The organism is Rhizobium sp. 05N430 (assembly GCF_056396985.1).
The window spans coordinates 73,038-95,139 of sequence record NZ_JBFTMO010000011.1; the positions used below are offsets into that span (position 1 = coordinate 73,038).

Annotated in this window: 19 protein-coding genes; 8 read left to right on the forward strand and 11 right to left on the reverse strand. The window is 60.8% G+C overall.

Annotated elements, in window-relative coordinates; all coding sequences use genetic code 11:
* Position 1 precedes the first annotated feature (1 nt).
* Genes AC1DJO_RS20900 through AC1DJO_RS20910 form a run of 3 tightly spaced genes read left to right on the forward strand, consistent with a single transcriptional unit; the run spans position 2 to position 2,072 of the window.
* Complete coding sequence (locus AC1DJO_RS20900; RefSeq protein WP_477972806.1) at positions 2-457, forward strand: MaoC/PaaZ C-terminal domain-containing protein; 456 nt, start codon at positions 2-4, stop codon at positions 455-457.
* Between the two features lie 4 nt (positions 458-461).
* Positions 462-1,196 (forward strand): SDR family oxidoreductase, encoded by a 735-nt coding sequence (locus AC1DJO_RS20905; protein WP_477972808.1) that lies wholly within the window; start codon positions 462-464, stop codon positions 1,194-1,196.
* 30 nt (positions 1,197-1,226) lie between these two features.
* Complete coding sequence (locus tag AC1DJO_RS20910) at positions 1,227-2,072, forward strand: fumarylacetoacetate hydrolase family protein (RefSeq protein ID WP_112388950.1); 846 nt, start codon at positions 1,227-1,229, stop codon at positions 2,070-2,072.
* A gap of 53 nt (positions 2,073-2,125) precedes the next feature.
* On the opposite strand, the gene AC1DJO_RS20915 is transcribed toward AC1DJO_RS20910, so the two are convergent.
* Together AC1DJO_RS20915 and AC1DJO_RS20920 are read right to left on the reverse strand one after the other, a co-directional pair.
* On the reverse strand, positions 2,126-4,024 hold the full coding sequence (locus AC1DJO_RS20915; protein ID WP_112538736.1) for an ABC transporter ATP-binding protein: 1,899 nt from the start codon (positions 4,022-4,024) through the stop codon (positions 2,126-2,128).
* A 210-nt stretch (positions 4,025-4,234) separates the two neighbouring features.
* The gene (locus AC1DJO_RS20920) at positions 4,235-6,199 is read right to left on the reverse strand and encodes an ABC transporter ATP-binding protein (protein ID WP_310290188.1); all 1,965 of its coding nucleotides are present in this window, start codon (positions 6,197-6,199) and stop codon (positions 4,235-4,237) included.
* Between the two features lie 120 nt (positions 6,200-6,319).
* On the opposite strand from AC1DJO_RS20920, the gene AC1DJO_RS20925 reads away from it, so the two are divergent.
* Together AC1DJO_RS20925 and AC1DJO_RS20930 are read left to right on the forward strand one after the other, a co-directional pair.
* Complete coding sequence (locus AC1DJO_RS20925) at positions 6,320-6,937, forward strand: flavodoxin family protein (protein WP_112386630.1); 618 nt, start codon at positions 6,320-6,322, stop codon at positions 6,935-6,937.
* Positions 6,938-7,201: 264 nt separating this feature from the next.
* Positions 7,202-8,608: an FAD/NAD(P)-binding protein gene (locus AC1DJO_RS20930; RefSeq protein ID WP_112386631.1), complete on the forward strand. Its 1,407-nt coding sequence runs from the start codon at positions 7,202-7,204 to the stop codon at positions 8,606-8,608.
* A gap of 12 nt (positions 8,609-8,620) precedes the next feature.
* On the opposite strand, the gene AC1DJO_RS20935 is transcribed toward AC1DJO_RS20930, so the two are convergent.
* Genes AC1DJO_RS20935 through cyoA form a run of 5 tightly spaced genes read right to left on the reverse strand, consistent with a single transcriptional unit; the run spans position 8,621 to position 13,670 of the window.
* The gene (locus AC1DJO_RS20935; RefSeq protein ID WP_112386632.1) at positions 8,621-9,361 is read right to left on the reverse strand and encodes an SURF1 family protein; all 741 of its coding nucleotides are present in this window, start codon (positions 9,359-9,361) and stop codon (positions 8,621-8,623) included.
* A gap of 42 nt (positions 9,362-9,403) precedes the next feature.
* Complete coding sequence (gene cyoD / locus AC1DJO_RS20940) at positions 9,404-9,811, reverse strand: cytochrome o ubiquinol oxidase subunit IV (protein ID WP_112386633.1); 408 nt, start codon at positions 9,809-9,811, stop codon at positions 9,404-9,406.
* Positions 9,808-10,428, reverse strand: coding sequence for a cytochrome o ubiquinol oxidase subunit III (gene cyoC, locus AC1DJO_RS20945; RefSeq protein WP_112386745.1), 621 nt, complete (start codon positions 10,426-10,428; stop codon positions 9,808-9,810). Before cyoC ends, cyoD begins: the two co-directional genes overlap by 4 nt.
* 5 nt (positions 10,429-10,433) lie before the next feature.
* Entirely contained in the window at positions 10,434-12,437 is a 2,004-nt protein-coding gene (gene cyoB / locus AC1DJO_RS20950) for a cytochrome o ubiquinol oxidase subunit I (RefSeq protein WP_112386634.1), read from the reverse strand.
* Positions 12,438-12,482: 45 nt separating this feature from the next.
* On the reverse strand, positions 12,483-13,670 hold the full coding sequence (gene cyoA, locus AC1DJO_RS20955) for a ubiquinol oxidase subunit II (protein WP_112386635.1): 1,188 nt from the start codon (positions 13,668-13,670) through the stop codon (positions 12,483-12,485).
* Between the two features lie 378 nt (positions 13,671-14,048).
* Between cyoA and AC1DJO_RS20960 the strand changes: the two genes are divergently transcribed.
* From AC1DJO_RS20960 to AC1DJO_RS20970, 3 genes are all read left to right on the forward strand, one after another.
* Complete coding sequence (locus AC1DJO_RS20960) at positions 14,049-15,377, forward strand: MFS transporter (protein ID WP_112386636.1); 1,329 nt, start codon at positions 14,049-14,051, stop codon at positions 15,375-15,377.
* Between the two features lie 114 nt (positions 15,378-15,491).
* The gene (locus tag AC1DJO_RS20965) at positions 15,492-15,950 is read left to right on the forward strand and encodes a hypothetical protein (RefSeq protein ID WP_112386637.1); all 459 of its coding nucleotides are present in this window, start codon (positions 15,492-15,494) and stop codon (positions 15,948-15,950) included.
* On the forward strand, positions 15,947-16,234 hold the full coding sequence (locus AC1DJO_RS20970) for a type II toxin-antitoxin system RelE/ParE family toxin (protein ID WP_112386638.1): 288 nt from the start codon (positions 15,947-15,949) through the stop codon (positions 16,232-16,234). Before AC1DJO_RS20965 ends, AC1DJO_RS20970 begins: the two co-directional genes overlap by 4 nt.
* Before the next feature lie 6 nt (positions 16,235-16,240).
* Here the strand turns inward: AC1DJO_RS20970 and AC1DJO_RS20975 are convergent, their stop codons facing one another.
* From AC1DJO_RS20975 to AC1DJO_RS20990, 4 genes are all read right to left on the reverse strand, one after another.
* The gene (locus AC1DJO_RS20975; RefSeq protein WP_112386639.1) at positions 16,241-16,708 is read right to left on the reverse strand and encodes a cyclic nucleotide-binding domain-containing protein; all 468 of its coding nucleotides are present in this window, start codon (positions 16,706-16,708) and stop codon (positions 16,241-16,243) included.
* Positions 16,709-16,816: 108 nt separating this feature from the next.
* The gene (locus AC1DJO_RS20980) at positions 16,817-19,531 is read right to left on the reverse strand and encodes an ABC transporter transmembrane domain-containing protein (RefSeq protein ID WP_112386640.1); all 2,715 of its coding nucleotides are present in this window, start codon (positions 19,529-19,531) and stop codon (positions 16,817-16,819) included.
* 182 nt (positions 19,532-19,713) lie between these two features.
* Entirely contained in the window at positions 19,714-20,847 is a 1,134-nt protein-coding gene (locus AC1DJO_RS20985; RefSeq protein ID WP_112386641.1) for a glycosyltransferase, read from the reverse strand.
* Positions 20,844-22,091 (reverse strand): glycosyltransferase family 4 protein, encoded by a 1,248-nt coding sequence (locus AC1DJO_RS20990; RefSeq protein WP_112386642.1) that lies wholly within the window; start codon positions 22,089-22,091, stop codon positions 20,844-20,846. Before AC1DJO_RS20990 ends, AC1DJO_RS20985 begins: the two co-directional genes overlap by 4 nt.
* Positions 22,092-22,102 lie beyond the last annotated feature (11 nt).

Consider the following 22,102-nt stretch of genomic DNA (forward strand, 5'->3'; position numbering starts at 1 on the left):
GATGTCGGAACCGATCATCCATTTTGAAGACTACGCACTGAACGCGTCGCGCACGACGATCGGCCGCACGATTACCGAGACGGATTTCGTCGTCCATGCCGGGCATACCGGCGATTTCTTTCCGCATCACATGGACGCCGAATTCGCCAAGACGCTGCCGGGCGGCCAGCGTATCGCCCATGGCACGATGGTCTTCTCGATCGGTATCGGCCTAACGGCGACGCTCATCAACCCCGTCGCCTTTTCCTACGGCTACGACCGGCTGCGCTTCGTCCGCCCGGTCCATATCGGAGACACGATCCGTACACGGGTGACCATCTCAGCCAAGGAAGACGATCCGAAGCGGCCGGATATGGGCCGCGTCGTCGAGCGCTGCGAGGTTTTGAACCAGCGCAATGAAGTGGTGCTGGCCGCAGACCATATCCTGCTCGTCGAGCGCCAACAGAAACAGGGATAAGATCATGTCACAGGATTTGACCGGCAAGACCGTTCTGATCACCGCCGCAGGGCAGGGGATTGGCCGCGCTTCGGCGATCGCCTTTCAGCAGGCTGGTGCCATCGTACATGCCACAGACATCAACACCGATGCACTGGCGCAGCTGACTGCCGAAACCGGGATTGCGACCCACAAGCTGAACGTTCTCGACGAAGCCGCCGTCAATGCGCTGGTCTCAGAGATCGGCCAGATCGACGTGCTCTTCAATTGCGCCGGCTTCGTCCATGCCGGTTCAATCCTCGAGATGAAGGACGCCGATCTGGAGTTTGCCCTCGATCTCAACGTCAAGGCGATGATCCGCACCATCCGCGCCGTGCTGCCCGGCATGCTGGAGCGCAAGGACGGCTCGATCATCAACATGGCCTCCGTTGCATCCAGCATCAAGGGCGTGCCGAACCGCTTCGCATACGGCGTCACCAAGGCTGCCGTCATCGGTCTCACGAAGTCTGTTGCTGCCGATTATGTGGCGCAGGGCATCCGCTGCAACGCCATCTGCCCCGGCACGGTCGAGAGCCCGTCGCTGCAGGATCGCATGAAGGCGCAGGGCGATTACGAGACGGCGCGCGCCGCCTTCATCTCGCGCCAGCCGATGGGCCGTCTGGGCTCACCCGAAGAGATCGCCGAACTCGCCGTCTATCTCGCCGGCGCCGCCTATACCTCAGGTCAGGCCTACGCCATCGACGGCGGCTGGACCATCTGACCTTCGAACCGACACAGGAATGGAATCCGCATGAAATTTCTTCGTTACGGTGAAGCCGGCCAGGAAAAGCCCGGCCTTCTCGATGCCGGCGGCAAGATCCGCGATCTCTCCGGCCAGCTTGGCGATCTCGCCGGAGCGGCCCTGAACCCCGATCGTCTCGCCGAATTGTCGCGGCTCGACACCAGCACGCTGCCGGTTGTCGAGGGAACACCGCGGCTCGGCCCCTGCGTTGCCGGTACCGGCAAGTTCATCTGCATCGGTCTCAACTATTCCGACCACGCTGCCGAGACCGGTGCGACGGTTCCCCCCGAACCGATCATCTTCATGAAGGCCACCTCGGCGATTGTCGGCCCCAATGATGATCTCGTCATCCCGCGCGGCTCGGAGAAGACCGATTGGGAAGTCGAGCTCGGCATCGTCATCGGCAAGACGGCGAAATATGTCAGCGAAGCCGATGCGCTCGACTATGTTGCCGGCTACTGCACGATCCACGATGTCTCCGAACGCGCCTTCCAGATCGAGCGCTCTGGCCAGTGGACCAAGGGCAAGTCCTGCGACACGTTCGGCCCGACCGGTCCCTGGCTCGTCACCAAGGACGAGGTGCCTGATCCGCAAGGCCTGAAGATGTGGCTGAAGGTCAACGGTGAAACCATGCAGAACGGCTCCAGCAATACCATGGTCTTCGGCGCCGCCTATCTGGTCTCCTATCTCAGCCAGTTCATGTCGCTGCATCCCGGTGACATCATCTCGACCGGTACGCCGCCGGGCGTCGGCATGGGCATGAAGCCGCCGCGCTATCTGAAACCAGGCGATATCGTCGAGCTCGGCATCGAAAAGCTCGGCAACCAGCGGCAGGCCGTCAGGGCGGATATCTGATAGCTCCATGGTGCTGATGGGCACGAGGCAGGCGACGCCATGCTTCGTGCCTTTTATGTCGCCGAGCTGCCTGATGCCGTCTCTTCGAGCACGTCTTCGGGAATATCGTCGAAAGACGCGTAGTTGAGATTATAGAGCCGGGAATAGAGCTTCCCGTTCTTCATCAGTTCACTGTGATTGCCGCTTTCAATCAGCTCGCCGTTCTGCAGCACGATGATGCGGTCGGCTTCGCGGATCGTCGCGAGACGGTGGGCGATGACGAGACCGGTGCGGTTTTCCAGCAGCTTCACCAGGGCCTTCTGGATCAGCATTTCGGTATAGCTGTCGATATTGGCCGTCGCCTCGTCGAGAACGAGGATCTTCGCATCGGCGACGAGCGCGCGGGCGAAGGACAGAAGCTGCCTTTGCCCGAGCGAGAGATTGCCGCCGCGCTCACCGAGAATGCTGTCATAGCCTTCTGCCAGCCGCATGATGAAATCATGCGCACCGACGGCCTTGGCCGCCTCGATCACCTGTTCGCGGGTGGCATTTGTCTTGTGATAGCGAATGTTTTCAAAGACGCTGCCCGTGAAGAGGAAAGGCTCCTGCAGAACCATGGCGATCTGGTCGCCGAGTGAATCCTGCGTCAGATCCCGCACGTCATTGCCGCCGACGAGCACCTGGCCCTGCTGCACATCGTAGAAGCGATGGATCAACGACATGCAGCTCGATTTGCCAGAGCCTGTCGGTCCGACGAGCGCAACCGTTTCGCCCGGATTGACGCGGAAACTCACATGCTTCAGCACCGGATGCTTCGGGTTGTAGCCGAAGACCACGTCGCGGAATTCGACCGAGCCGTCCATATCTCGCGAAAGCACCTTGGCATCGGGGGCGTCCTGGATGTCGACGGGAACGTCCAGCACCTCTGTCAGCCGCTGGCCGGAGGCCATGGCGCGCTGCATCACCGAATATTGCAGCGTCAGCGAACGGATCGGGTCGAAGAAGCGCTGGATATAAAAGAGGAAGGCGACGAGCACGCCGACGTCAAGCGCCTGGTTCAGGACACGTGCCCCGCCGACGACGATGACGAGGGCCATAGCAACGCCCGTCAGGCTGTCGACGATCGGGACCATCACCTGCGCATAGCGCGCTGCCGTTAGATGGGTGAGAAGGTTGGCATGGGCCTTGTCGTCATAGAGCGTGAAATTCACACTCTGGCGGTCCATGCTCTGGACTGCGCGCACGCCATGGATCGCCTCGGCCAGCGCGCCGTTCGCCACCGAGTTCGTTTCATGTGCTGCCATGAACGACTTGCGCGCCAGCGGCAGCCAGAAGAGGCGGACGACGAAGAGCACCGGCAGGGCCGACAGCGTCAGCAATCCGAGCTTGAAATCGAGATACAGCATCACGAAGACGATGCCGAAGAGCAGGAAGATATCGCCGACGGACAGGACCGACGTTTCGAGAAACTCCTGCATCGAGTTGACGTCGCCCTGCAGCCGCGACATCAGGCGGCCCACTTCGGTCTTGTCCATGAAGGAGAGCGAGACGCGCTGCAGATGCGAGAACATCGCCTTGCGCATATCGAAGAGCACGTTTTCGGCCACCCCGCCCACCAGCGTCTCTTGCGCATAGCTGGCAGCATAATTGACGAGGATGGCACAGAGGAAGGCAAGGATCGACCAGGTGAGCGCGTTGGAACTGCCGCCCTGCCGCATGCCGTGGTCGATGGCGTAGCGGATGATCAGCGGGATCAGCAGCTGCATGGCCGTGAAGGTCAGCACCGCCACGACGGACCAGATGATCTTGTCCTTGTAGGGATCGACGAAGGTCCAGATGCGCTTGACGATGTTGCCGTCGAAGGCGGTACCGAACATCTCTTCTTCGATTCGGTGCGAACCGACCACCGCCCGCGGCGGCCGTCTGCCGTCTTCGCGCGGATCAGGGCGCTCGGTTTCCATTTCCTCGGCCATGCCATTCCTCCCGCGGCCATTTCTCGTTCCATGGCCGGCATATTGGTTCTTTTCCCTTCTCCCCAGCGGGGAGAAGGTGGCCCGAAGGGTCGGATGAGGGGGACGCACTCACAAACTCGCCTTCGCTTGCCGCTCAGGCGCTCGCTCCGATGTCGCGCGCCCCCTCATCTGTCCTGACGGACATCTTCTCCCCGCTGGGGAGAAGGGACTTCAAGCACTCAGCGCCTCATCTCCCGGCCGTACCTGCAGGTCGTAGAGCGCCTTGTAGCGCCCACCGAGAGCCAGCAGTTCGGCATGCGTGCCGCGCTCGACGATGCGGCCGTCCTCGACGAAGAGGATCTGGTCAGCATGCATCAGCGAGCTCAGCCGGTGCGCGACGATGATCGTGACCCGGTCGGCGGCGTATTTGCGCATCGCCGAGCGGATGCGCTGTTCGGTCGCCGCGTCGATTGCGGCCGTCGAGTCGTCGAAGACCATCACGGCGGGGCGCAGCATCAGGGCGCGAGCGATCGACAGGCGCTGGCGTTGGCCACCCGACAGCGAGACGCCACGCTCGCCGACGACGGTGCCATATCCCGTCGGCAGGCCGAGAACGTAGTTGTGCAGCTGCGCGCTTTCGCTGGCGCGCTCGATACGCGGCTCCTTCGCCCATGGGTCGCCATAGGCGATGTTGTTCTCGATCGTCGTTGTGAACAGGAAGGAATCCTGCTGCACGACGGCAACGGAGCGGCGCAGCGATTGCAGTGTCGCCTTGCGGATATCCTGACCGTCTATGGTGATGCGGCCACCGGTGGCGTCATAGAAGCGCGGGATCAGATGCGCGATCGTCGACTTGCCGCTACCTGGAGGGCCGACAATGCCGATCGTTTCGCCGCGCTTCGCCTCGAAGCTGACATCGTAGAGAACCTGGTGCATCTCCGAGCTCGGATAGGCGAAGTCCACATGCTCGAAGCGAAGCGTTCCCTCGGTGATCTTGAGCTCCGCGGCATCGGGTGCATCGCGCACGGCAATCTCGAGGTCGAGAAGATTGAAGAGGCGCGTGCCGCAGGTCGAGGCCCGGGCAAAGGCGTTGACCATCAGGCCGAGCTGGCGCACTGGCATCTGCAGGATGGTCATGAAGGTCAGGAACGAGGCAAGCGTGCCCACGGTGATTTCGCCGGCCATGACCTTGCCGCCGCCGACCCAGAGCACGAGACCCATCGACACGAAGAACGAGAAGGTCATGGCGCTGGTATTGGCGACGCGGATGCCGACACGCTGATGCGCGAGTTCGATCGCACTTTCGGATGCCGCTTGGAATTTCGCCATCTCATGGTCCTGAGCCGCGAAGGCGCGGACGACGCGAATGCCGCCGAGGTTTTCTTCCATGATGCGGGTCAACACCGAAAGACGCTCCTGGAGCTCCAGCCAAGTGGCGCGCAGGCGCAGCTGCGTGACTGATGAACGCCAGCCGACGAAGGGAACGAAGCTCAGGGCGAGGAGACCGAGCACCGGATCGGTGGTGATAAGCATATAGGCGCCGATGCCGATCAGCATCGACAGCAGGAAGACACGCACCAGCGCCGTCGAGAAATACATCCGTACGCCTTCGAGATCGAGCAGGCCGATGGTGATGAGGTCGCCCGAATGCACGGTGTCGTGGAAGCTGAAGGACAGCCGCTGGATCTTTTCGTAACAGGCCAGCCGCAGCGAATAGCCCATATGGTGGCCGACGCTCTCGGAATAATAGTTCTGCACCATGGTGAAGAGGCCGCGCAGCACGCTGGCGCCAAGCAGCATCAGCGCCGTCGTCAGCAGCGCGTCCTGCGCCGCCTGGCCGACGGTGCCTCCGCTCAGGGCGACCTGGGTGTGGTCGACCGCCTGGCCGAGTAGCCGCGGGATCATCAGTTGAAAGGTGGACGCCACAAGCGTCGCGCCGATCGCCAGGCTTGCCTGCCAGGGACGCCGGAAGGCCATGACGGTGATGCGGACCAGTGTGTAGAGGCCCTTGCCCCAGCCTGCCGCGGTTGCTTTCGCGAGCGAAGCCGAATGCTTCGTCGCGCTTAAGGACGCATCGCTGCTCACGGTAATGATTCCAAATAGATAAGTGCATTCGGACGCTGACCCGAAAACACGGCAATTCCATGATGGGATTGGTAGTGCGCTTACTTTTGCCGATTCCACCTGGCCGTTCAAGTAAAGAATTCACCAACTGGTTATTTTCTCGTGAGCGCGATCACGCGCCGTTTCCGCGCGGAACAATCGATGCTTTGCCGTGTTCGTGTGACGGACCGATATGAGTCCGTGGAGCACCGCATGTCTCTCAAAGCACTCGCCCTCAACGCCACCCTGAAAACCGCGGAAAGCCAGGAGCAGTCATCGACCGAACGAATGACCGCGCTGATCGACGACGAGTTGGCGAAATACGATGTCACGACCGAGGTTCTCCGGCTGGCGGATTTCAACATCAAGCCCGGCGTCACATCCGACGAAGGCGAGGGGGACGATTGGCCCGGCATCCGCGAAAAGATCCTCGCCGCCGACATTCTGCTCGTCGGGACGCCGATATGGATGGGCCAACCGTCGAGCGTCTGCAAACGAGCCCTCGAGCGGATGGATGCGTTCCTATCGGAAACCGACGCGGAGGGTCGCATGGTATCGTATGGAAAGGTGGCGGCGGTTGCCGTGGTCGGAAACGAAGACGGCGCGCACCATGTCTCGGCCGAACTCTATCAGGCGCTGAACGATGTCGGTTTCACGGTGCCGGCTAATGCCGTCGCCTATTGGGTCGGTGAGGCGATGGGATCAACGAATTTCGCCGATCTGAAGCAGGTGCCGGAGAACGTCACCACGATGATCGAGACCCTGGCGCGAAACGTCACCCATCTCGCCGCACTGCTCAAGGCGAAGCAATATCCCGGCGAAGAGAGCTAAAAAACAGCACCCGCAATCAATGCCTTAACCCGCATTTTCGCTTCAGCGGAAATCAGAGGCTTGCGGCGAAGCCATTTTAGCGCTTTCATACACGACTAGTTTAATAGACTATGGACGGGAGAGTTTGCTCCCCTAAATTCCTTTCCGGCCAGTTCCGGACGACTGCTCGTATAGCAGTTCGAACCCCGGCCGACGCAGCCTGATTTTTCTGCGTCGATACCTTGATCGAGACACGGATGCGGTGATGACCGCAAGGGAGTTGAGATGACGGTTCAAGGACTTTTCTCTGCGAAGGCCGCGGCCGCGGCAAAGCCGTCGGCTATTCCGCGCATCGCGATTGTCGGGCGCGGCTTTTCCGGGATGATGACGGCAATTGCGCTGATGAAGACAGTGCGTACGCCCTTCCATCTGCAACTCTTCGATCCGAATTCCTCCGTCAGCGGCGGACAGGCGCTGTCGTCGGCAAAGAGTTCCGCCATCCTCAACACCCGCGTCCGCGACCTTTCGGTGTCGGCTGGCGATGCTGATGATTTCAACGACTGGCTCTGTAGCAACGCGGAATTCCGCGCTGCCGTCCCGGCGGCGATCCCGGGATTCCGCCAGATCTTCGTGCCCAAGGAAATTTTCAGCGACTATGTCTACCAGCGCTTTTCCGAAGCGCTCTCGACCCGCAAGGATATCACTGTCCAGGTCTGTCATGAGCCCGTCGTGGCAATTCGCAGGAGCCACGGAAACCGCTTCCTGCTGGAACATGCCGGTCCCGCCAATCCGCTTTTCGACACCGTTTTCCTCGCCACCGGCTATGGCCTTGCGCCGTCCGCTGCCGTGACGGAGAACACTTCGCCGGTGCGCGCCCAGAGGCTGGTCGCGCGTCCGCATACGATTCTGCTCGGCAGCGGCATCCGCGTCGTCGATCAGTTGCTGCAGCTACGGGATCAGGGCTATTCCGGCCAGATCTCCATCGTTTCAAAGCATGGCTTCCTGCCGCAGAGCCATACGCCCAACTCCGCCGATCCGCTTTTCCCGGCCGAAGAGCTTCCCAAGGATCTCGCTGGCATTCTCCATTTCATCCGCAAGGCCTGCAGGGATGCCGAGGAGGGCGGCCGCAGCTGGCAATCCGTGATGAACGGCCTGCGCAAGCATGCGCGTTCGCTCTGGCGCTCGCTGCCTGCGCGCCAGAAGCAGCAATTCAACCGGCATCTGCGGGCAATCTACGACAGTCACCGTAACAGACTACCGGAGGCGATGTATGCGCGGCTGAAGCGTGAGCTTGCAGGCGGCAATACCGTTCTACGCCGCGGCCTGGCGGGTCGTCAGGGCCTGAGCGGTATCTTCTTCACGCCTTCAGGTACGCGAACCGAGGAAGTTATCCATGCCGATCGCGTGATCGATTGCCGTTGCAGAGCAGCCGACCTCGATGTGCCGCTGATGCAGAGCCTGTTTGCCTCAGGGCTTGCGATGCCGGACGAACTGTCGCTCGGCATTGCCGTCAACCAGCGCGGCGAGCCCTATCTTGCCGACGGATCGTCCGTCGGGGGGATTTTCGCAATCGGTCCGCTCGGGCTCGGCAGCCTTCCGGATATTGATCTGGTGCCGGAAATCGTCAGCCAGGCCTATGCCGCTGCCGAACAGGTTGCGGTCCGTGCATTTCCGCAATGCCGGGCCATGTAGCCGTCGCTTCGCTCATCGGCGGCGGAGCTCGCTGCGAACGGCAGCTGCAAACAGCCCGATGACCATCAGCGCCATCGCGAACCAGGTGATCGCATAGCTCAGGTGGCTGTTCGGGAAGACGACGCGCGTCAGCCCGCCGACCGGGGCGCCACCCGGATTCGGAGCTTCATCGGCGTCGATGAAGTAGGGCTCGATCTTGCCGATGTCCTTGTCCGCGGCGATCGCCGCCACGTCGCGCGAATACCACCATCCGGTCGTGGGATCATTGGATTGCAGCAGTGAACCTTTCGGCTCTGTTGGCCGCAGCAACCCTGTCACGCTGACCGGTCCCGAAAGCTGGCCCTCAGTGCGCATTTTCGGGTCGCGCTTTTCCAGCGGTACGAAGCCGCGATTGATGAGGATGGCATTGCCGTCTTCCAGCCGGAGCGGCGTCATCACCCAGTATCCGGGGCCGAGCTCGGTGGAGGCGTAGACCAGCGTTTCCTTGCTGTTGTCGAACGTGCCGGTCGCGGTGACCCGGAGGTATTCGTCGGCCATGGCGTCGATGGTGGCGCCTTCGGGAGCGGGTACAGGTGCCGCATGAATGCGCTGATCGACGCGGGCGATCAGGTCGCGCTTCCAGTAGAGCCGCTCCACCTGCCAGATGCCAAGCGCCACGAAAGTGGCGATCGCGAGCAGCATCAGGCCGCCAAGCAGAATGAGCTTGCCGGTCGAGCGCGGTGTGGTGGGTTTGGAGCCGGACAGATCGGTCATGGTCAAATGCAGCGGGCGGCCCGGAGGCCGCCCGCATCTGCCTTACGGCATGTTCTTCATCATTTCGGGGCTCATCGGCATCATGTTGGTGTTCAGATGATGCATGACCCAGAAGGAGCCAGCGAGGGCGATGGCGACGATGACGATGGTGAAGATCAGCGCCATGATCGTCCAGCCGCCTTCCGAACGGGTGTTCATGTGCAGGAAGTAGATCATGTGAACGACGATCTGCACGGCGCCGAGCGCCATCACCGTGACCGCCGTCACCAGCGGGCTTTCGAAGACGCCTGCCATAACCAGCCAGAACGGGATCGCCGTCAGGATGACCGACAGCACGAAGCCGATCATGTAGCTCTTGAAGGAGCCGTGATCCGCATCGTGGCCGCCGTGATCATGGCCGCCATGGCCGTGGTGGTGATGTGCGTCGTGGGCGTGAGTGTTCGAGCTCATCCGAGAACTCCCAGCAGATAGACCAAGGAAAAGACGCCGATCCAGACGACATCGAGGAAGTGCCAGAACATCGACAGGCACATCAGGCGGCGCTTGTTGGCTTCGATTAGGCCGTGCATCGAGACCTGCACCATCAGCGTGATGAGCCAGATGATGCCGAAGGTGACGTGCAGGCCGTGGGTGCCGACCAGCGTGAAGAAGGCCGAGAGGAACGCGCTGCGCGACGGTCCGGCGCCTTCATGGATCAGATGCGCGAACTCATAGAGTTCGAGCCCGATGAAGGCGGCACCGAACAGGCCGGTGATCGCCAGCCAGAATAGCACGCCGGCCTTGTAACCCCTCATCATCTGCAGCATGGCGAAGCCATAGGTGATCGACGAGAACAGAAGCATCGAGGTGTTGATCGCCACCAGCGGCAGATCGAACAGATCCTTCGGCGACGGGCCGGCCGCATAATTGCGGCCGAGCACGCCATAGGTGGCAAAGAGCACGGCGAAGATCAGGCAGTCGCTCATCAGATAGAGCCAGAACCCGAGATTGGTGCTGCTCTCCGGATGATGATCCTCGGTCAGATAGAAGACGGGCTTTTCGGCCGAGTCGATGGTGTGATCGGTCATGGTCGTCATGCCTGAACCGCAAGCTGCTTGGTGCGCTTGTCCTCTGTCGCGGTGACTTCCTCAACGGGAATGTAGAAATCACGCTTGTAGTTGAACGTATGGGCGATCGACACCGCGACGATCGCGACGAAGGAGACGGCAGCCAGCCACCACATGTACCAGATCAGGCCGAAGGCGAGGCCGATGCTGAGGGCCGAAAGGATCGCGCCGGTGCCGGTGTTCTTCGGCATGTGGATCGGACGGAAACCTTCGTGCGGACGGACATAGCCGCGCTTCTTCATGTCGTACCAGCTGTCATGGTCGTGGACGACAGGCGTGAAGGCGAAGTTGTAGTCCGGCGGCGGTGAGGACGTCGCCCATTCCAGCGTACGGCCTTCCCAGGGGTCGCCCGTCTCGTCCTTCAGCGCCTCGCGCTTGCGGAAGCTGACGAAGATCTGCACGAGGAAGGAAACGATGCCGAGGGCGATAAGGCCGGCGCCGAAGGCGGCGATGATGAACCAGATTTGCAGCGACGGATCCTCGAACTGCGAGACGCGGCGGGTCACGCCCATCAGGCCGAGCACGTAGAGCGGCATGAAGGCGAAGAAGAAGCCGATCTGCCAGAACCAGAAGCTCATCTTGCCCCAGAACGGGTCGAGCTTGAAGCCGAAGGCCTTCGGGAACCAGTAGTTGACGCCGGCAAACAGGCCGAACAGCACGCCGCCGATGATCACGTTATGGAAGTGGGCGATCAGGAACAGCGAGTTGTGGAGCACGAAGTCGGCAGGCGGGATGGCGAGCATGACGCCGGTCATACCGCCGATGACGAAGGTCACCATGAAGCCGACGGTCCACAGCATTGGCACTTCGTAGCGAATGCGGCCGCGATACATCGTGAACAGCCAGTTGAACATCTTCGCCCCTGTCGGGATGGAGATGATCATCGTCGTGATGCCGAAGAACGAGTTGACGCTGGCGCCCGAGCCCATCGTGAAGAAGTGGTGCAGCCACACGAGATAGGACAGGATCATGATGACGCAGGTGGCGTAAACCATCGATGCGTAGCCGAAGAGGCGCTTGCCGGAGAAGGTGGCGACGACTTCGGAGAAGATGCCGAAGGCCGGCAGGATCAGGATGTAGACTTCCGGGTGACCCCAGATCCAGATGAGGTTCACATACATCATCGGATTGCCGCCGAGATCGTTCGTGAAGAAGTTCGTGCCGGCATAGCGGTCGAGTGACAGCAGAACGAGCGTTGCGGTCAGGATCGGGAAGGAAGCGACGATCAGCACGTTTGTGCAGAGCGAGGTCCAGGTAAAGACCGGCATCTTCATGAAGGTCATGCCCGGCGCGCGCATCTTGACGATCGTCGCAATCAGGTTGATGCCCGATAGCGTCGTGCCGACACCTGCGACCTGCAGGCCCCATATATAATAGTCGACACCGACACCCGGACTATAGTCAGCCCCCGAAAGCGGCGGATAGGCCAGCCAGCCGGTGCGGGCGAATTCGCCGACGAACAGCGACATCATGATGATGATCGCGCCTGCCGTCGTCATCCAGAACGAGAAATTGTTGAGGAACGGGAACGAGACGTCGCGCGCGCCGATCTGCAGCGGCACGACGAAGTTCATCAGGCCGGTGACGAATGGCATCGCCACGAAGAAGATCATGATCACGCCGTGCGCCGTGAAGATCTGGTCATAGTGATGCGGCGGCAGATAGCCTTCATTGCCGTTGAAGGCGATCGCCTGCTGGATACGCATCAGGATGGCGTCGGAGAAGCCGCGCAGCAGCATGATCACCGCGAGGATGATGTACATGATGCCGATCTTCTTGTGGTCGACGCTGGTGATCCAGTCGCGCCAGAGCGGACCCCAGAACTTGAAATAGGTGATGAGACCCAGCACGGCGATGCCGCCGATCGCCACGCCGATGAAGGTGAAGACCAGGATCGGCTCGTGATAGGGGATCGAATCGAGGGTCAACCGGCCGAAGATAAACTTCAGGAGGTCAGGATTGGAAAACATGGAATAACCCGTTCATTGATGTCTTAGCGACGCAAAGCGCCAGGTTTAATTGTTGTTCAGCTGAGCCGGAGCCGGATCGCCAGTACCGTGGTTCATTCCGGGCATCGAATGGCCATCGTGGCCGCCGCCGTTCATGTCCATTCCTGGCATGTCGTTCTGCATCGGCTGCTGGCCATTTTCGCCGGTGCCGGCGGGCTTCTCGTCGCTGCGGGCAGGCGTGCCGGTTGCCGGGAAGGTCGCGGCATTGGTGCCTTCGCCCTTCTCCACATGGCGGTTGTCATATTGCAGCTTCTCGCGGTTTTCGGCGCTTTCCTTGCCGCCGCCGCCCATCATGTCGATATGCATCATCTCGCTCATGCACATCTTACCGGGTGCGGCGCAGAGATTGAGGATCGCGTCGTAGAGATCCTTGTCGGCAGTGGCGTAATAGCGCACCGGCTCGCGTTCGGACGGCTTTTCGAGCTTCAGATAGGTGTCGCGATTCAGCGCCGTACCCTGGCTCTTCACCCGGGCGACCCAATCGTCGAAGCCCTGCTGGTTCAGACCGTGGAACTTGAAGCGCATGTGCGAGAAGCCGTCGCCGCTATAATTTGCGGAGAAGCCTTCGTATTCGCCTTCCTTGTTGATGACGGCGTGCAGCCTGGTCTGCATGCCCGGCATCGCATAGATCTGGCCGGCAAGGGCAGGGATATAGAAGGAGTTCATGACCGACGATGCGGTGATCTTGAAATTGATCGGCACATCGACCGGCGCTGCCAGTTCGTTGACCGTGGCAATGCCGAGATCCGGATAGAAGAACAGCCATTTCCAGTCGAGCGCAACGACCTCAACGGTCAGCGGCTTGGTGTCCGCGGGAATGCTGCGTTCCGCGTCGATCCGGTCGAGTGGCCGGTATGGGTCCAACTTGTGAGTTGAAATCCAGGTGATCGCGCCGAGCGCGATGATGATCGCCAGCGGCGCAGACCAGATAACCACTTCCAGTCGTGTCGAATGATGCCATTCCGGATCGTAGGTCGCTGCCGTGTTCGAACGCCGGTAACGCCAGGCGAAGAACAGCGTCAGGAACAGGACCGGCACGATGATCAGCAGCATCAGGAAGGTGGAGACCAGAATGAGATCTGCCTGCTGACTTGCGATATCGCCCGACGGCGACATCACGACCATATTGCATCCTGCCAGCATCATCAGCGGCAACACGGATAGAAGGCGGGAAAACTTCACGAGTTTTTGCACGTCTCTAAGCTCTTGTTGTTTCGTCCAAACCGCGACTAAAGCACTGAACCTGATGGCAACATGAGGTGTTTGGTCGCACTGCAGCAAAGATGCCGCAGCGCGGCAAAAATTGTAAGACGCTACGGCTTTGAAATCCTGATAAAATTACGAAGGATTTGGCCCGGGCGCATGCATGTTAGCGGCATAATATATCCGTGAAAATGAAAAGGGCCACCTGGCGGCGGCTCGATTCGCCGGATCACGCCCGATTTCTCGTCCACATCTAATTTTGAGAATGGATGATGAACTATTTACGTCCATCAGACTTGATAAGCTTGCGGGTTTGATCAAAATCGTCTTGAGGCGCTTTGCCGCGGCGTCTCAACGAGGGAGGCGTTAATGACTGCAGCAAATTATGGACCATCGTCCACGACACTTGAACGCGACGCAAGACAGATCCACTCTGGCGAAAAGGTTTCGCCTGGCAGTATCGCCCTTGGCGTCATCATCGGTCGAATGTCGGAATTCTTCGACTTCTTCGTCTATGGCCTGGCTTCGGTTCTGGTCTTCCCGCAACTGATTTTTCCCTTCGCACCGGATCGCCTGACGGCGACGCTCTATTCCTTTGCGATCTTTTCGCTGGCCTTCCTGGCGCGTCCAGTCGGCTCGGTCGTCTTCATGACGATCGACCGTTTCTATGGCCGCGGCACGAAGCTGACGATTGCGCTTTTCCTGCTCGGCGGTTCTACGGCGTCGATCGCCTTCCTGCCCGGCTATAACGAGATCGGCTACTGGGCGATCGCGCTTCTGGCCCTGTTCCGCCTCGGCCAGGGCTTTGCGCTCGGCGGCGCCTGGGACGGCCTGGCATCGCTGCTGGCGTTGAATGCGCCGCAGAACAAGCGCGGCTGGTACGCGATGATCCCGCAGCTCGGTGCGCCGATCGGCTTCGCGCTGGCGAGCATTATCTTCGGCTTCTTCATCGCCAATCTCTCCAACGAGGATTTCCTCTCCTGGGGCTGGCGCTACCCGTTCTTCGTCGCCTTCGCGATCAACGTCGTGGCGCTCTTTGCCCGCCTGCGCCTGGTCATGACCCAGGAGTTCGGCACGCTGCTGGAACAGCATGAGCTCGAGGCCGCGCCGATCGGCAAGGTTCTGAAGGTTCATGGCCGCGACATCCTGATCGGTGCCTTCGTGCCGCTGGCGAGCTTCGCGATGTTCCATCTGGTCACCATCTTCCCGCTCGGCTGGATGAGCCTTTATGGAACGCAGCCGCTCGACACGTTCATGGTGGTGCAGATCATCGGCGCACTCGTCGGCATCGTCGCGATCATTGCCTCCGGCCTGATCGCCGACCGCATCGGCCGCCGCGCCCAGCTTGCCGTCTGTGCGGTGCTGATCGCGATCTTCTCCTTCGTCGGGCCGATGCTGATTGCATCCGGCGATGCCGGACAGGATGCCTTCGTCATCATCGGCTTCGGAGTGCTCGGCCTGTCCTTCGGTCAGGCGACCGGCTCGATCTCCTCGCGCTTCGGCCGCGGCTACCGTTATACCGGTGCCGCCTTTACCTCCGACCTCGCATGGCTCGTCGGCGCCGGCTTTGCGCCGCTGGTGGCGCTGAGCCTCTCCAGCAGCTTCGGCCTGACCTTCGTCGGCTACTACCTGCTCTCGGGCGCGATCTGCACGCTTGCAGCGCTGGCTTTCAGCAAGGCGCTGGAACAACGCGAGTAGCGCCTGATATCCTGATCAAACAGAAGAGCCCGGTTTCGTACCGGGCTTTTTATTAAATGGCGCATTGCAAATTATAATTGATTGCATATCCTTCCAGACCAAGGAGATGCTCTGATGACCCACTCGATGATCGACCATGCGACTCTCTCGCGCCTCGCGGAAGCCGGCGCCATCGACAAAACCCTTGTCGTCGGCCAGCTCGGTGGCTGGTCTATCGTCGTGCGCTACGGAAAGAGCGAGCATTCGCTTGCCGCCCAGCGCAGCCGCCAGGTCAGGCTTTTCAAGCGCATGGAGACGCTTGTCTCCTATCTCAAGGATGTCGGCATCTCGCAATTCGATGTGGATGCTGCGGAGTACGCCGCGGAGTCCAGCAAGCGTCCCGATCGAGCCGAAGCGCTGAAGCGCGCGCATGAGGCGGCCGAACACGACCGGTGGTTCCGCGAGCAAGTTGAGATCGGCCTTCGCGAGGCGGATGATCCGAATACCGTCTGGATCAGTAACGAAGATGCCAACAAGGAAATGGATGCGTTTCTGGCTAGCCTGATGTCTCGCGTACAGGAAGACGGTAAGTGATCGTCAACTGGTTGCCTCGCGCGCTGAATGATCGCCGGCGCCAGATATCCTACGTTTTTCAGCAGAACCCGCAGGCCGCCATCCGGCTGGAGACGCTTGTACGAAGCCAGGCGGATATCCTTAGCGCACACCCGCGTGTGGGCCGCAGCGGACGCAAGGACGGAACCCGGGAACTGGTGGTTCCCGGCAGTCCATATCTTACCATCTATCGCATCGATGAGAACGCGCAGGAAATCCAGATCCTGCGCCTGCTTCACGGCGCCCAGCAATGGCCGCCGGATTAATGCTGATCAGTTAACCGGTTCCGGTGGCTGCTTGGCGCGCGCCGCGGTCAGTTCGGCAGTCGTGTGGTTCAGGCGGTCGGCCAGCACGCGCATGATTTCGACGGCCATTTCTGGGAAGTCGCTGAGCAGCTTCAGGAAGTGCTCTTTGCTGATGCGCAGGACTTCGAGCCCCGAGGTGGCGCGCACGGTTGCCGTTCGCGAGACGTCGCAGAGAATGGCGATCTCGCCGACGATCGAGTTGAGTTCGACATCGGCGACCTTGATATCGCCAGCGGGAGAATGGACGAGAATGTCGGCCGTTCCCGAGAGGATCACGTAGGCTGCATCGCCCGGATCGCCCTGATGGAAAAGGTTCTGACCGGCCTTGTAGGTCATCCGGTCGGAGGTGAATGCCAAAAGCTTGAGTTTTGCCGGCGCGATCCTGGAAAAGATCGGCACCCGCCGCAGCATTTCGACTTCATCTCTCAACAGCATGAGTGTTTTACCCCCTGGCGCCTCCTCTCGTATAAGGAGAAAGCGTTTTCTAAAACTCTACCAGGCATTCCCTCGCAAGAATGCCGTCTCAGCCGCCCCAGTAGATTATTACGATAACAGTTCCTTGAACATAGTGTTTTTCTCCGAAAGTTCCGGATAGCCACCGGCTTGCGCCAGGCCACCGCGTTCGAAAAGCAGGATCCTGTCGAAGACCTCCGCAAGGCGTGCGTTCGACAGAACCCAGATGATTGCCGGGCGCTTGCCTTCTTCATGAAGGCCGGTCACCACGTTTCGGGTGATCTGGTCCTGGACGCGCTGGTCCAACGCCAGAAGCGGCCGGTTGAGGATGAAATAGTCGGAACGGCGCAGCAGCGCGCGCGCCAGGTTGATCTTCTGGCGCTGAACCATCGTCAGGCGCTTGCCGCCAGAGCCGACATCGAATTCCATACCGATTGACAGCACGTCGTCGAACAGATCGAGCTTGTCGAAGAGCTCGCCCATGATCGAGCGGATATGCTCCGATGCATCGGCCTGCTGATAGGCGATGCGGCCGAAAAGCACGTTGTCCATCAGGCTGGCAGACGCGGTGAAACGTTCCGGATCGTAGCGCTCGATAAGTGCCGAGAGATCACTGGGAATATGTTCGTGGAACTGTTTGCGCGCCGAGACGATCTTTTCCATCAGCTCGTCGGTCAGCAGACCGAAGCGGTGGCGGGGCTCGATATAGGCGAAGCTCAGGCGGATGATACTTGAGCGTTCCTCGGCCGTCGCATCCTCGAACTTCCGGCTCTGCAGCTTTTGCAGCAGCGCCTGGTAGGCAGGGATGTCGTCCGCGGTCATGAAGGTCAGTTGCTGGAAGAACGGGTGATCCGGCGGCAGGTCATGGAACAGTTCCACGGCGTTTTCGGCGATCTCCAGGCCCATCGCGTAGAGATCGTTGCTGAGGCCGGTGTCGCGGAACAGTTGCTGGAAATAGGGGTGGGCGGCGAGGCGGCGGTTGGTCATCTGCGGCCGCTTCATCGTGCCGAAAAGCAGGTTCTCGCCAACCGTCGCCTGAGCGTTGTAGGCGTCGAAATCGAAGGGAACGACGATAGTGTCGAGCTTCTCTTCCTCCAGCCTCTCGCGCAAGGAGGCGCGTAGATCGACAATGCGCTCGGCAAGTGCCACATGAACGCTGGTATCGACCGAAGACCGCAGTGCCAGATCGAGAATGTCCTGCGAAATCAGCACAGCGTCGAGCACCGGGCGGATCGCTTTCAGCAGATCGTCGGGGCCTGTCGCACCGGCGGCGTTATAATCCACCCAGTCGCTGTTGAGGTCGAAAATCGGGTTTCCGGCGCGCAGCGCCTCCGCGTTTCGCCATTTGAATTCGAGAGCGTCCTGACCCTGGTAGCCCGGATCCGTCAGCGGCGCGTGCTTAAGGCCGTAGAGGATGTTGTCTTTCAGCGTACCGTGGAAAAAGTAGGTATCTGACGATACGTAAGAAATCCGTCTGCCGGTAATATATTCCGGCAGCGCAAGCAAATCCTGGCCGTCGATGCTGATGCGCCCGCCTTCCGGCCAGACGATGCGCCCGAGCGCTTCGGCAAAGGCTTCCGCGCCGCTTCCATTCGGGCCGACGATCGCCACCGTTTCGTTCGGCTTGATCTCTACCGAGACGTGGTCGACCAGCCGCGCGCCGCTGTCGTCATTGACGGCGAGATTGGTTACGACGAGTGCCGCTGTCAACGGTCCGATCGCTTCGGCCGGAACGTCCTGGATCTTGCTGTCGATCAACGGCTCGACGTTGAACTGCTCGTAGACCTGCTGATACTTGACCTGAACGTCTTGGCGCATCTGGTCCCAGTCGATCAGTTCCTTCAGCGGTCCCGGCAGATCCTTGTAGGCGGAGATGACGGCTACCAGCTGGCCGATGTCGAGGCGGCCCTGAAGCGCCAGATATCCGCCGATGGCGTAGAACAGGAACGGGGTGACCTGGGCCAGGAAGTTGTTCAGGAATTTCACCATGAACTTCCACTGGTAGAGGTCGTAGCGGATCGAGAAGATCAGGCCGAGGCGCGCTGCGATATCGGCGCGCTCGAGGTTGGAAGTGTCGTTGCCATGGATGGTACCAATGCCATCGACGATTTCGCCGACGCGGCCCGAGAGTTCGCGTGCCGTCAGCTGCCGCTGGCGGCCGAGTTCGAGCAGGCGCTTCCTCATGCGCGGGATGACGATCGCCTGCACGCCGACGATACCGGCGGCGATCATGCCGAGCCAGAAATTCTGGATGATGATGAAGGCGAGCGCCGTCAGCGCCTGGCCGCCAAGCAGGGCAGGCGAGACGAAGGCGTCGCCGGTAAAGCCGCCCATCGGCTCCACCTCGTCCTTGATCATCGTGGCGATTTCAGCGGATTTCACCCGCTTGAAATGCGCCGGCGGAAAGCGCAGCACCCGGTCGATCAGCTGAAAGCGGATACGGCGCAGCATGCGCTCGCCCAGGCGGCCCTTGTAGGTGTTGATGTAGAATTTGAAGAGGCCGTTCAGCACCACGAGCGCCAGGAAAACCAGGCTGAGCGCCATCAGCATCTGCAGACGGTTGAGCTGCAGACCCTGGAAGAACTCGACATGCCCGATCAGCGGCAGATCGTAGGCCAGATGCATGAAGGTCTGCGTGGCGTTGGCATTGTCGAAGCCGTCACCCTGGATCGGTCCATTGACGATCTGCTTCGGCAGATCGAACGACAGGAAGTACGGGATCATCGATGCCGCAACGACCGCCAGAATCCAGAGCTGCTGGAGGCGGGTGTTCGACCAGATGTAGCGGGCGAGACTCTTTTCCATTGCTAACCGTCAACCTGAAGGGAGGGTCCGGAGACGTTTACGAAGGGGGATTCGGAAAACAGGTTCATGCCGCCGGACCGCCGGATATCGTAACGAAAACAAGGCGAAGCGGACTACCATCGAACTGCCGATTCTGCCGGAAATCCGTTTATATCACAGGACTTTCATAAAGTGCGAGCAATTCAGCCGAGCATTGAGCGAATGATCGCCGCTGTGGTTTCAGCGCCCGCAAGGTCCAGCGCGGCGGCCTGCCGGGGGGGACGCGCAAGGGCTTCGGAGACGGCACTTGCGACATGCTCAGCGGTGAGCCCGGTCTCCGGAAGAATGCTGGCCAGACCCATGGCTTTCAGCCGCTCGGCACGCACGGTCTGCTCCGTTTCGCCACCGGCAACAAAGGGGATCAGGATTGCCCGGCAATCGGTGCGCAGCAGATCGCCGACCGTATTGTAGCCGGCTTGCGAGATCGACACCTTGGCGCCCTTCAGCAGAGAGGGGAAATCCTTGCGGAACCGCACCAGCGTCACGTTTGCGGGGGCCTCGTGCTGCAGTGCTGCGAAATCCCGTTCGGGAAGGTTCGGGCCTGAAATCAGCAGCCAGCGATAGCTCGCCGGAAGCGAGCATGCGGCATCGCGGGCGGCGCGGATCAAATCCAGGCCGACAGCGCCACCGCCTGCTGATGCGATGATATCGAATCGCTCAGCCGGATCGGCCGCCGGGGGCGGGGCGACGAGGCCGGTGTATCGCACCTTGTCGGCAATATCAGCAGTCAGCGGAAAGGTGTCTTCCAGCCGCACGAAATCAGGATCGCCGTGAACGAGAACGGCATCGAAGTGATCCTTGACGAGCTTGACGGTTTCTTCGTCGCGGCCGGGTTTACGGTTCTCCTGCAGGATATCGCGGACCGAGCTGAAGAGTTTTGGCCGCGGATTGACCGAAGCGATCGCATCGAGCAGCGGCAGCAATTCGAAGCGCATTTGCCGGCGGCCGAAGGGAAAGGCTTCGATGATGACTGCATCCGGCTTGGTCTCGCGAAATGCCGAAAGCAGCATGTCGCGGCGGGAAGACAGGAACGCTTCGGTGGCCGGATTGCCGTTTGCGTCTGCAAGCCCTGAAAACCCGGCGTTGCTGGCAACGACAGGAGGAAGTGCAATCGTCTTCAGTCCCCCGGCCGGAAAGCCCGGAACAGGCAGGCCGCCGGTGACGACGGTGACGTCGAAACCATCTGTTGCCATGGCATTGGCGATGCGGCTCGCGCGGGCGATATGGCCGATGCCGAGCAGGTGCTGAACGTAGAAGAAGGCTCGCTTGCCGCTCATGGGGTCTTCTCCCACTCGGCTTCAAAAAGCTGCGTCAGCTGCGCGATGCTGGAATGGTAGTCGAAATGCGCCCGGACGCGCTGTTCGGCGGCGTCGCCGAGGCGGTGGCGCAGAGCCGGATCGCGGATTGCCCGCTCAAGCGCTGCAGCCAGCGCTATCGGGTCTTCAGGGGGCACGACAAGGCCATTTTTGTCGTCTGTCAGCAGTTCCGGCACGCCCGAGATATTGGTGGACAGGCAGGCAAGCCGTTGGCTCGACGCCTCGACCAGCACGTTCGGCAGCCCGTCACGATCGCCATTGGCGGCGATCCGGCAGGCGAGCACGAAGAGATCGGCCCGTCTGTAGTGATCGAGAACATCTTCCTGGGCGAGCGCGCCCTTCCAGACGATGCGCTCAGAAAGACCAAGAGTGCTGGCAAGTGCCTTGAGCTTCGCAAGCTCGTCGCCGCCGCCGATGTGCTCGAGGCGCCAGGCCAGATCTTTCGGCAGCAGGGCCAGCGCGTTGAGCAGGATGTCGTAACCCTTCTTCTCGACGGCGCGGCCGACGCTGAGCAGGAAGACCGGATCGCTGGTGGCCGATCCGTCACGCTTCGACCGATCGCCTGAAAAATGGCCGAAACGGGCAAGATCGAGCCCGTGATAGCTGAGATGCACCGCATCCGGACGGCTGGTCAGCGTCCGCATGTGTTCATAGCCGGTGCGTGTGCAGGTCACCGCCCAGCGGGCGCTCGAAAGCTTCTCGTTCAGCTCCCAATCCGGCGAGGTCCAGATGTCCTTGGCATGGGCGGAAACCGTCCACGGGACGCCGGTCAGAATGCTGGCATATTCCGTTACCGAGGCCGGCGTATGGATGAAATGGGCATGCAGCCACTGGCCGTTATCAGGCCATTCACGCGCGAGAACCAGCGCCTGGCCAAGCCTGCGGAAGCGATTGCGGGAAATGTCGCGCGGCAGGTCGGCGAAGAAGCGCTTCATCAGCGCTCCGAACCCCTTCCTGCTGAAGCCGGCGAAAAGGCTCTTCAGGACGCGAAGCGGTTCCTCGTGCAGATATTCCGGCAGATAGACGACGCGCGCCTTGATCTCGTCATGAACAGGATGCCGCTTCTTGTCGGTCGGGCGGCGCATGGAAATCAATGTCAGGTCGAAGCCTGCCTTTTCGAGGCCAAGCAGCTCCTGGGCAATGAAGGTTTCCGAAAGGCGTGGATAGCCTTTCAGGACGACGAGGATCTTCCGGCGCTCTGGCAATGTCGGTGTCT